We start from the raw sequence: 11184 nt of genomic DNA on the forward strand, positions 1-11184 counted from the left end.
TGACTAAAGATTAGCGCTTCAATGTGAAATGTCCCGCATAAGTGCGTCCATTCTGTCGCTCTAGTACAAACCAATAGTCACTAGAAGGCATTTTTTTACCATTATAAGTCCCATCCCAACCTAAATTATTAGGGCTTAATGTCGTAATCAATTTACCATATCTATTAAATATGGATAATTTATTACCAGGTTCTCTATTTGAACCAATCAATTGCCAATAATCATTAAGACCATCGTCATTGGGGGTAAAAAACTTTGGATATGAAAGTAGGTACACCTCTTGTGCCACAACACCGCAGCCATTCTTATCTCTGACATAAACACTATAGTCACCAGCGTTTAATCCTATAAATATAGGACTGTCTTGATAAGTAACATTATCAATTGAGTACTCATAATCCCCAGTACCTTCTACAAAAATAGAAATTGTATTCTCATTACTTGTCCAATCACTAGTTTCAATATTTGTTATTGAAGCTATAGTTGAAAGGTTTACAATGATACTTATGTTATCCTCACATCGTACGTCATTGTCGATATTGGTAACTGTAAGACTGTAGACACCAGGAGTATCTACTAGAATGTTTTGAGTGATTTCACCTGTAGACCATAAGTACTCATCATAGCCTGGCTCACCGACTATCTCTAGAGTATCACCTTTACAAATAGACCATTGAGTAGCCATTTCTAATATAGGTTGCTCAATAACTACAAGATCAAAGTATGTTATATCAAAACAATTTCTATTATTCACATTTTCCAACCTTGCAAATATTGTTTGCGGGTTTTGAATATTACTATAATTAAGCTCCAAAGGATTCTCCCCACTCTGAGCATCATTTTGAGTGAAGTGATAAGTGATTTTATGATCCATAGAAGATTGACCATTTAAAATGGAAGCGTCCTGCGCATTTAAACTAAACATTGCAATACCTTCTCCCTCATTATCACAAACTGATAAATCTTCTGGAGTATAAGCTATAGGTTGATAACTAATTCCGAGTGTAAAGGATGTAATATCAAAACATTCTGGATGATCTCTATTTTGTATTCTGGCAAAAAGGGTTTGGGATGTTGTGTCAATGAGGTGAGTATCCTCAAGTGAATTAACTGTGTTTAAAGCGTCTAATTCTGTCTCAAAATAAAGAACTTCAAAAAATATTGGCGACTGATTCTGTAACACTTGTATATCATAATTTGAGAGCACAAAACTAGCCGCACCATCATTAGATATATCATCACATACAAAATCATCTACAACAGTATTGGCAAAAGGCTGAGGCTCTACCACTAGCCTAATGTACGGACCATACCCTAAACAATCATTATCTAAGACGCTATCCACCCTAACAAAAATATCTTGTTGGCCAGGAAACCCTATATTCTCATAATTTGAAATATCAGTTATTGGATTGAGTTCAGATAATGCGTCAGATTCACTTCGATAGTAATTAATAATAAGTTCTTGACCAGCAGGAAATACATCTAATACTTCTGAACTTACCGATGAAAAATCAAACGTTGCTACCCCATCAGTTATATCCTCTCCATCATCACAAGCAACAAATTGTCTCGTAAATGTAATAGGAACTTGTGTGGTAGAGACAATAAGATTTAATTGTGCCGTACTGTAACAACCTGTATTATTTTCTACACGAATCCAAAGTATATCCGTGTTAGAAGTTTCATTGGCATAGGCTGTGGTATTCTCAATAGGATTGCTTCTGTTTTCTGCGTCGGCTAACGCTTCATGATAGGTAATTATTTCACTAGTAAAATTTAAAGATAGTTCAGTATTCGCTTCATTTAAATTAAAAATACTAAAACCGTCTTGATCGTCATCGCATTGCCTTAAACTCGCAGTCAGTGTATCCAATTGTGGCTGATCGAAAATAGTAATAGTTTTTGTATTTGTTATGACTTGTAGGCCCGAAGTTACTGTAACTGAAACAGTATAGGTTCCAGGCAAGTTATAGGTGTGAGAAGGATTATTAACCATAGCGGTATTTGAATCACCAAAATCCCATAAAATACTATCAATATTTTGATTGGTGTTGACTGAAAAATCGATAGGATTGCCTATGCATGTATCATTAGCATTAATAAATGCCGAAAAAAATGATTGAATAAAAGGAGGTAACCCAAAAAAAGTGACTCGCTCCTCTAAAAATATACCATCAATAATGTAGTCGCATCCTACACCCTGTATATCAGGATTATTGATAACACCTAAATAACCATAATCAAAGTGCGAAACATAAATTTTACCATCTGGACCAAGCTGTAGCCCTGCACTCGGAGGTGTGCTGCTCAACGAAGCATCTGGTGGTATTAATAATTGTGAAGAACTGATCGATGCAGCATCATAAGCACTCAAGTCCAATTGATAGATGCCATCCAGTAAAGAACTAACATACAATAGTTCACCATTTTGAGAAAATTCTACACCATAAATATATGATCCTTCATTAATTGGATTTAAACTGTCGATTTGAATTAAGCTAGAAATGCTACCGGTTGATGCATTAAACTCAAATAACTCCAAAATATTGGAGAACGAGTAAGCTATAGCCAACCGTGTTCCATCTGGACTTATTTTCATGTATCCTGCTGAGTCGATCTCGTTTGCTGGATTATAACCAATAGCAGAAATTATAGGATTAAGATTAATACCAGTATCATCTATTAAATACGTATAAAACTCATTGGTATCAGCTCTGTGCGTAATGACCCAAATATCATCTGAATTTGTATGCTTAATTGCTGTAATCTTTTCCGTAGATGGTGCATACAATAAAACATTTTTTTCGGATGTTATATCACCTAAGCCATTATCCAAGGATAAATCTACCAAACTATATGTTATTCCATTAGGACCAGCTTGCAAATCAATGGCGAAAATGTAGTATAAATTTGGATTTCCAGGATATGGCGCAATGAGTCCAGATTGTGTACTCGATGAACTTCCTAATAAGCCCGATCCATTAGGCATTACTTGGTGGTTTCGATTCCATACACTTATTCCATCTGAGTAAAACAGCAAATTACCTGAACTATCTGATATACTGGAACAGCCCTCAAAAGTATCCAATTGTCCGTCCAATAAAGCTTCTGGAGCGCCATTATTAAAAGTTATGCCCGCATTTGAACCAAAATACCAATTATTGGCTTCACCTTGGGAAAATACATTAATACCACAAAAAAGTAAAAACGCCATAATATAGAATGTTGATTTTATAGTCATTTTTATATTTTTGTTTAACAAATATAATAAAAGATTAAACAAAAAATAAATGAATTAATAGCAACTTAACAAATTGAAAATTCATCCTATTACAGCTTCACAAGCTTTTATTACAAAGAATGGAGAAGAAACGTATATGATATTCCAGCGTTACTTTATACTACCATTTTATCATAGATAATAGTATTTGTATAATTATTGAAATAACTTGACGATATCTAGGCTACAGAAATTCAATTTGCATATGCCAACAAAGGAATAGTATATTGAGACGCATATTCATGATTGAACATCGTAAAACAAAGCCGTTTTGTCTTTTTATTTGATTAAATATAATTACATTGCCATCTATGTATAAACCATTTTTAGAATTCTGCATTTATGAGTATTAAAATCACAGGAACAGGTAGCTATATTCCTAAAAGTATAGAAAAGAATGAAGATTTTCATCAACATACATTCCTCAATACCGATGGATCATCAATAGACTACCCTAATGAAGTTATTGTACAAAAGTTTAAGGCCATTACTGGGATAGTTGAAAGACGATATGCTGATGACAACTTGGTTGCTTCAGACATTGGATTTCTTGCTGCTCAGAAAGCTATAGATGATGCCAAAATTAATCCTGAAGATATTGATTATATTATCTGCGCCCATAATTTTGGTGATGTAAGGGCAAATACAATCCAAAGTGACATATTGCCTTGCTTAGCCTCGCGTATTAAACATAGGCTTAGAATAAAAAATCCTAAATGTGTTGCGTATGATATCCTTTTTGGATGCCCTGGATGGGTTGAAGGCGTAATACAAGCCCAAGCCTTTATAAAAGCCGGAATGGCAAAACGATGCTTAGTTATTGGAGCTGAAACATTGTCGCGCGTGGTAGACAAACACGATAGGGATTCCATGATCTATTCTGATGGTGCTGGTGCTAGTATTGTTGAAGCATCAGATGACAACAGTGGTATCTTGGCACATGAATCTGCCTCTTTCACCTACGATGAAGCTTATTACTTATTCTTTGGGAATTCTAACAACAAGGATTTATGTCCAGATACGCGCTACATAAAAATGCATGGGCGCAAGATTTATGAATTCGCACTGACCAATGTAGCTCAAGCAATGAAGTTTTGTTTAGATAAAAGCGGTATAGATATTTCCGAAGTAAAAAAAGTATTGATTCACCAAGCTAACGAAAAAATGGACGAAGCCATTATTAAGAGATTTTATAGACTGTTTAAAGCTCAGGCACCAGACGATATTATGCCAATGAGTATACACAAGTTGGGCAATAGTTCTGTAGCCACTGTCCCAACACTCTTTGATCTCATTAGAAACAATCAACTAAAGGATCACCAGATTAATAAAGGCGATGTTATTATATTTGCCAGTGTAGGTGCCGGAATGCATATCAATGCGATTGTGTATAGGTATTAACCATAAAGACTTCCGATTTCTCGGAAAACAAATATGTACGAGAAAACGTTTCCAAATAAGCGCTTTAGACTAACACTTCAGTTTCTTAAGAAGCATATAGACAAATCAGAATCTATTCTAGACTTGGGTGTTAAAAATCCTTTTGCTGAAATTATGATTTCAGAGGGTTATAATGTTGAAAACACCAAAGGCGAAGATCTCGATGAAGACCATTCAACTATAGAAAACTCTGATGCAAAGGTGATCACAGCTTTTGAAATTTTTGAACATCTTTTATCACCATATGAAGTCTTAAAATCAATAAAAGCCAATAAATTAGTGATTAGCGTACCCTTAAGATTGTGGTTTGCCTCTGCCTACAGGAGTGAACATGATAAATGGGACAGACACTACCACGAATTTGAAGATTGGCAGCTCGATTGGCTATTAGAAAAAACAGGCTGGAGGATTATAGACAGCGCTAAATGGACAAATCCTGTAAAGAAATTTGGTATAAGACCTATTTTAAGGCGATTGACTAATCGTTATTACATAGTCTATGCTGAAAGAAGCCCAAATAACAATCACTAAATAACAAATTTCAATTGGATTTCTTTAGTTTTGGATTTTGGAATTAAAGATTTGAAATTTTACATCATCATCCCAGCACATAACGAAGCCGTCTTTATTGGGAAAACATTGAACTCTTTGGTTGGACAAACTTTATTACCCAAACAGGTTGTTGTGATCAATGATAATTCTACCGACGATACCCAAAGTGTTGTCGAAAATTATCAGACCAAGTTCAATTGGATATCTTTGGTTAACATTAGTTCTTCAGAAAAACACTTACCAGGAGCTAAAATTATTAACGCATTTAACAAAGGCCTAGAAGTATTAGACGATCACTATGATGTTATTTGTAAGTTTGATGCTGATTTAATTTTCCCTAAAAATTACTTAGAGCTTATTGCCAGTCATTTCAAAAACAATCCCAATTTGGGTATGGCAGCAGGTTTCTGCTATATAGAAGAAAATGGAATTTGGATTTTAGAAAACTTAACTCGTAAAGACCATATTAGAGGTGCCCTAAAAGCATATCGAAAAACTTGTTTTGAGCAGATTGGGCAGTTAAAGTCATCCATGGGTTGGGATACGGTTGATGAACTTTTGGCAAAATACCATGGTTGGGATATTTTAACGGATGAGTCACTGCGCGTTAAACACCTTAAACCTACCGGAAAATCTTACAATAAGGCTTCAAAGTATTTACAAGGAGAAGCCATGTACAAGATGCGCTATGGTTTTTGGATTACACTTATATCTGCATTAAAATTGGCTTATAGAAAAGGAAGCTTAAAACTATTTAAAGATTACATGTACGGCTACTTTAAAGCAAAATCCAATAACTCAGAATTTCTTGTATCTCGAGATGAAGGAAAGTTTATACGGCAACTACGTTGGAAAGGTGTTTTAAGGAAACTATCTTAATTTAAATTAACGTTATATTACTAATCATTTTTTATACTTTAGCATTAGAATTTTCTTAGATGAAGTACCTTCATAACATTGGCACTTACTTTATAATGATTAAAGACATGTTTCGCAAACCCACAAAATGGTCTGTGATGAGAACTTTGATCTTAAAAGATATTGACGATCTCATCATTGGGTCTCTTGGTATAGTTGCTTTTATTTCATTTTTTGTTGGTGGTGTTGTTGCTATACAGACCTCATTAAATATTAGCAATCCGCTCATCCCAAAATACCTAGTTGGATTTGCTACACGCCAATCGATTATCTTAGAATTTGCGCCTACCTTTATTTCCATAATTATGGCTGGTAAAGTTGGATCTTTTATAACGTCTAGTATTGGCACCATGCGTGTTACCGAGCAAATAGACGCCTTAGAGGTTATGGGTATAAATGCCATTAATTATTTGGTATTTCCAAAGTTTATTGCCTTAACACTTTATCCTTTTATCATCTCCATTTCCATGTCTTTGGGAATTCTTGGAGGATTAGCTGCGTGTGTATATGGTGGTTATGGTACTCTAGAAGATTATATTGATGGGGTTCAGATTGATTTCATCCCTTTTCATATGGCCTACGCCTTTATAAAAACTATGGTATTTGCCTTTATTTTAGCCACTATTCCCTCTTTTTATGGCTATTTTATGAAAGGTGGCGCACTAGAAGTAGGAAAAGCAAGTACCACATCATTTGTCTGGACCAGTGTAGTCATTATTTTGGTGAATTATTTAATAACAAGTTTACTTTTAGGCTAATGATAGAGGTAAAAAACTTAAACAAATCGTTTGGAGATGCCCATATTTTGAAAGGCATTACAACGTCTTTCGATAAAGGGAAAACCAATCTTATTATAGGACAAAGTGGCTCAGGAAAAACCGTGTTTTTGAAATGCCTATTGGGTTTATTTGAATACGAAGAAGGAAGTATTGCTTATGACGGGAAAGTTTTTAACGAACTAAGCCCCGATGAAAAGCGTGACTTAAGAGCTAAAATCGGAATGGTATTTCAAGGGAGTGCCTTGTTTGATTCCATGACCATAGCCGAAAATGTGATGTTTCCATTAAGAATGTTCACAAAACAAAGTAAAAGTGAAATGGAAGATCGCGTTGACTTTGTTTTAAAACGTGTTAACCTAGATGATGCCCACCATAAAATGCCGAGTGAAGCTTCTGGAGGTATGCAGAAGCGTGTTGCTATAGCAAGAGCAATTGTTAACAATCCTAAATATTTGTTTTGCGACGAACCCAATTCAGGATTAGACCCAAAAACAGCTATTGTTATTGATAATCTCATACAAGAAATTACGGACGAATATCAAATGACTACTGTAATCAATTCTCACGACATGAACTCTGTAATGGAGATAGGTGAAAAAATTGTATTTCTGAAAAATGGCTATAAAGAATGGGAAGGTTCTAAGGACACCATCTTTAAAACCGATAATAAAGCTGTTACCAACTTTGTATATTCTTCCGAACTATTTAAAAAAGTACGCAAGATGTATCTTGAAGAAAATCAGTAATTAATTTCTATTGATTTTTACTTTCTCCGTCTTTAATTCAGCCTTTAACCACTTTAATAACTCAGATTCCTTTATCTTAATTAGGCTATCGGTTAGATTTGATTTCCACCTAACATTTGCTACAGTAACGGTATCTACCTTTACGAAGTCACTGGATTCTAGCATTTTGGCATAGCCAAAATACGACAAGTCATTAAACTTTATTTTAGCATCTTTTGCCAAAAGAACAAAAGTAGTATTATCCATAAGGTTTCCTTTTTCGCGAATAAATAATGTTAGAGTATCCAACTCGGACTGTTTGACCAATAACAAACTATCGCGCTGCTCAATAGTGATAAGTGCATTATTATAAAGGTCCATCAATCGTTCGGCACTTACATTCTTATTACCATTAATGACTAAATCATAATCTTTGATATATTCATACCTATTTAGCTCATTTCTAAGATCACTTTCGGTAGCTTCGCTAATTTCTCCATTAAAGAAAAGTGTTATTCTGTTTTTTTCAGTATCAATGCGTTCACGCTGAAGCCATAAGGATTCATTACCCTCAATTTCCTCTTTTAGAAACTTTGTATAATCAATATCTATTCTACTTTCTTTAAGGACCTTAACAAAGGTATAAATTGGCCAAGCCATAACGACTATTGCAACCAACAAAGCAATTCGTGAAATACGCTTACGTTTTTTGGAGTTAGCATATTTAAGCATTGGAAAACGCAAAATCTTAAGGACAATAAAAGTTGCTAGAGCGATAAAGATGGTATTAATGGTGAATAAATTCATTGCGCCACCAAAAAAAGCAAAGCCTTCTCTAGCACGCTCGCCCGTATTACCTACCCAAACTGCGATACCATAGCCCGCTGTACAGAGCGGAGGCATCAAGGCGGTAGCAATAGCTACACCAAATATTACAGAGGCAATGGTTCCTTTTTTTGTACGTGCAATAATCAGCGCCAAACCACCAAAAAATGCGATCAAAACATCTCGTATATCTGGTTGTGTGCGTCCCAAAAGCTCAGAAGTGTCTTCGCTCAAAGGAAAAAACTTAAAGAACAAAAATGCAGTAAGAAGACTCAATACTATCATTGTCGCTAAGTTGATAAGTGATTTTTTCAAAGTATCTATATCATTAATAGCTATAGACATCCCAACGCCTAAGATCGGCCCCATAAGCGGTGATATTAACATCGCACCAATAACAACCGCTGTAGAATTGGCGTTTAATCCAACCGAAGCCACCATAATTGAACAAACCAAAATCCATGCCGTAGCACCTTTAAAAGGAATGTCGGCCTTTATCGCTGCAATAGTAGCATCTCGATCAGTATCCTCCCTAAAATCTAAAAGCTCACTTAAAAAATTTGATATGCTTGCAAATAACCCTTTTGCATCTTTTTTTACAGCTTCCTTTTTTTCTTCAACGGCTTTATCCTTCTCTATCTTTTGTTGTTCGTCCTCAGAAAAATTGAATTTACTTTCTTCGCTCATGCTTAACCATATTCTTCTCCAAAATTAGCTTTCACATTCTGGAGTACTTTTTTAATATCCTGTTCTTTACGCTTAGGAAAGATAAGCAAAACTTCGTCTTTATCCACAATGATGTAGTCTTTTAACCCATCGATAACAATAATCTTATCTTTTTTAGAGCGAATCATATTGCCACTGGTATCAGTTGCTAGCACTTTAGAATTAACTATCGCATTATTATTCTCATCCTTATCCAATTTATCGTAAAGACTTCCCCAAGTGCCTAAGTCATTCCAATCAAACGTAGCCGGAACAACAAATACATTAGTACTCTTTTCCATAATGGCATAATCTATAGAGATATTTTCGGCCTTGCCATAATTTTCTTTTATGAAATCTGCTTCCAATTCTGTGTTGTAAACGTCGTAGCCTTTTTGAAAAAGTTGAAATAATTCGGGTTGTTTAGATTCAAAAGCAGAGATAACAGACTTAACGCTCCACATAAAAATACCTGCATTCCACAAAAAGTTACCTTGCTCTAAAAACGACTTTGCCGTTTCATAATCTGGTTTCTCCCTAAACTGATTAACGGGCTTTACTTCGGCCAAGCTCAGTAACTGTTCTCTATTAAATTCAATATAACCATAACCTGTATTTGGAAACGTCGGTGTAATGCCTAACGTCATTAAGGCATCATGGGATTCACAAAAATCAAAAGCGGTCTTTACGTTTTCTGAAAAGGACTGTTCATCTTCTATCCAGTGGTCGCTTGGAGCTACAATCATTACCGCATCTTCATTTTCTTTTTGGATTTTCATTGCCGCATATAAGATGCAAGGTGCCGTATTGCGCATGGCTGGCTCTAAAACCACCTGCCTTTTTGTAATATTTGGCAACTGTTGAAACACCAAATCGTTATAACGTGCATTGGTGAGAATAAAAATATTATCTTCTGGAATCAACTTAGCTAAACGATTAAAGGTTTTTTGAATTAAAGTATCACCTGTTCCTAACATATCATGAAATTGCTTAGGAAAATTCTGTGTACTCACAGGCCAAAATCTCGACCCCACTCCGCCTGCCATGAGAATGGCGTAATAGTTTTTGTTTTTCATTCACGCTTTGTAATTCCGTCCCAATAATTATCGGGATTGTTACGGAATCTTATATTTAATTGTCTTTATTAGATTTCTATTCCCACTTCGACAAGACTTCGACAAGCTAAGCCTGACATCTTAGTGTGATATGTAGAAACGGAATTATTCCAATAATTCCACCTCTGCATTAGGATTAAACAAATATAGTCTACCTGTCTTAACTTCAACACATTCAAAACGTTTTCTTCGTTTTTCGCCCTTTTTAAACGTTCGCCCATTATAAAGTTTGAAATTTTTACCAAAAGGTACCTCAAAAACATAAGTCTTCGCATCACCTTCATCAAACTGCTTTAAGGCATAAGTTAATTTCGTATCCGTATCGCTAGATGCTTTTGGGTTTTTAAAATGTTTTGCAAGCAGTGGTAACAATTCCGTTGGAAATACCTCTGGTCGCAAGAAAGGTAACATTAAATGCTGAAAGGTCTTTTTCCATTCTTTGCCATGTGGTTTAATAAAGCGCCCATACGTATCATAAGCTTCAAAATGGGCTATTTCATGAATTAAGGTGATTAAAAATCGATATGAATTTAAGTTTGAATTTACCGTAATCTGATGCTTTCCGTAAGGTAACTGTCTATAATCCCCATGCTTAGTTTTTCGCTCTTTACTAACCTTAACGATTAAATTATCCTTTGCCAATAAGGCTTCAACTTGGGGTTGTGTTTCTTGGGGAATGAAGTCTAATAATTGTGTTTGCATTGATGCAAAAATAGGTGATTAAAACTTTACTTATGCACTACAATCATTTTAGAAATATCATTAATTTTCAACAGGTAAAGTCCCGAGGCGGTATCGCCGAATTCCAACCTCGTAGTATTGCTCTGGGCATCGTAGGTCCT

General features: G+C 35.1%; 9 protein-coding genes. 5 read left to right on the plus strand and 4 right to left on the minus strand.

Translation table 11 applies throughout. The features are described 5' to 3' along the window. Nucleotides 1–10 precede the first annotated feature (10 nt). On the minus strand, nt 11–3244 hold the full coding sequence (locus Q0972_RS08275) for a T9SS type B sorting domain-containing protein (protein WP_299364739.1): 3234 nt from the start codon (nt 3242–3244) through the stop codon (nt 11–13). Between the two features lie 381 nt (nt 3245–3625). On the opposite strand from Q0972_RS08275, the gene Q0972_RS08280 reads away from it, so the two are divergent. From Q0972_RS08280 to Q0972_RS08300, 5 genes are read left to right on the plus strand one after another with little or no spacing between them, the layout of a single operon-like run. Continuing rightward, on the plus strand, nt 3626–4684 hold the full coding sequence (locus Q0972_RS08280; RefSeq protein WP_299364741.1) for a 3-oxoacyl-ACP synthase III family protein: 1059 nt from the start codon (nt 3626–3628) through the stop codon (nt 4682–4684). Nucleotides 4685–4717: 33 nt separating this feature from the next. Further along, the gene (locus Q0972_RS08285; protein ID WP_299364743.1) at nt 4718–5254 is read left to right on the plus strand and encodes a methyltransferase; all 537 of its coding nucleotides are present in this window, start codon (nt 4718–4720) and stop codon (nt 5252–5254) included. Between the two features lie 51 nt (nt 5255–5305). Continuing rightward, nucleotides 5306–6154, plus strand: coding sequence for a glycosyltransferase family 2 protein (locus Q0972_RS08290; RefSeq protein WP_299364745.1), 849 nt, complete (start codon nt 5306–5308; stop codon nt 6152–6154). A 59-nt stretch (nt 6155–6213) separates the two neighbouring features. Beyond that, a complete protein-coding gene (locus Q0972_RS08295) occupies nt 6214–6951 on the plus strand; it encodes an ABC transporter permease (protein ID WP_299364748.1) in 738 nt (245 codons plus the stop codon). After that, complete coding sequence (locus Q0972_RS08300; RefSeq protein ID WP_299364750.1) at nt 6951–7718, plus strand: ABC transporter ATP-binding protein; 768 nt, start codon at nt 6951–6953, stop codon at nt 7716–7718. The genes Q0972_RS08295 and Q0972_RS08300 overlap by 1 nt, the downstream gene beginning before the upstream one ends. On the opposite strand, the gene Q0972_RS08305 is transcribed toward Q0972_RS08300, so the two are convergent. From Q0972_RS08305 to Q0972_RS08315, 3 genes are all read right to left on the minus strand, one after another. Beyond that, entirely contained in the window at nt 7719–9209 is a 1491-nt protein-coding gene (locus Q0972_RS08305) for a DUF389 domain-containing protein (RefSeq protein WP_299364752.1), read from the minus strand. 2 nt (nt 9210–9211) lie between these two features. Further along, entirely contained in the window at nt 9212–10303 is a 1092-nt protein-coding gene (locus Q0972_RS08310) for a mannose-1-phosphate guanylyltransferase (protein WP_299364755.1), read from the minus strand. Nucleotides 10304–10447: 144 nt separating this feature from the next. After that, entirely contained in the window at nt 10448–11044 is a 597-nt protein-coding gene (locus Q0972_RS08315) for a SprT-like domain-containing protein (protein WP_299364757.1), read from the minus strand. Between the last annotated feature and the right edge of the window lie 140 nt (nt 11045–11184).

Source organism: Winogradskyella sp. (assembly GCF_028282165.1).
GTDB lineage: Bacteria > Bacteroidota > Bacteroidia > Flavobacteriales > Flavobacteriaceae > Winogradskyella.

Bases quoted from the DNA above. Each gene is read 5' to 3' on its own strand.
- Q0972_RS08275 (WP_299364739.1), bottom strand. From the start codon at position 3,244: ATGACTATAAAATCAACATTCTATATTATGGCGTTTTTACTTTTTTGT.
- Q0972_RS08280 (WP_299364741.1), top strand. From the start codon at position 3,626: ATGAGTATTAAAATCACAGGAACAGGTAGCTATATTCCTAAAAGTATA.
- Q0972_RS08285 (WP_299364743.1), top strand. From the start codon at position 4,718: ATGTACGAGAAAACGTTTCCAAATAAGCGCTTTAGACTAACACTTCAG.
- Q0972_RS08295 (WP_299364748.1), top strand. From the start codon at position 6,214: ATGAAGTACCTTCATAACATTGGCACTTACTTTATAATGATTAAAGAC.
- Q0972_RS08300 (WP_299364750.1), top strand. From the start codon at position 6,951: ATGATAGAGGTAAAAAACTTAAACAAATCGTTTGGAGATGCCCATATT.
- Q0972_RS08305 (WP_299364752.1), bottom strand. From the start codon at position 9,209: ATGAGCGAAGAAAGTAAATTCAATTTTTCTGAGGACGAACAACAAAAG.
- Q0972_RS08310 (WP_299364755.1), bottom strand. From the start codon at position 10,303: ATGAAAAACAAAAACTATTACGCCATTCTCATGGCAGGCGGAGTGGGG.
- Q0972_RS08315 (WP_299364757.1), bottom strand. From the start codon at position 11,044: ATGCAAACACAATTATTAGACTTCATTCCCCAAGAAACACAACCCCAA.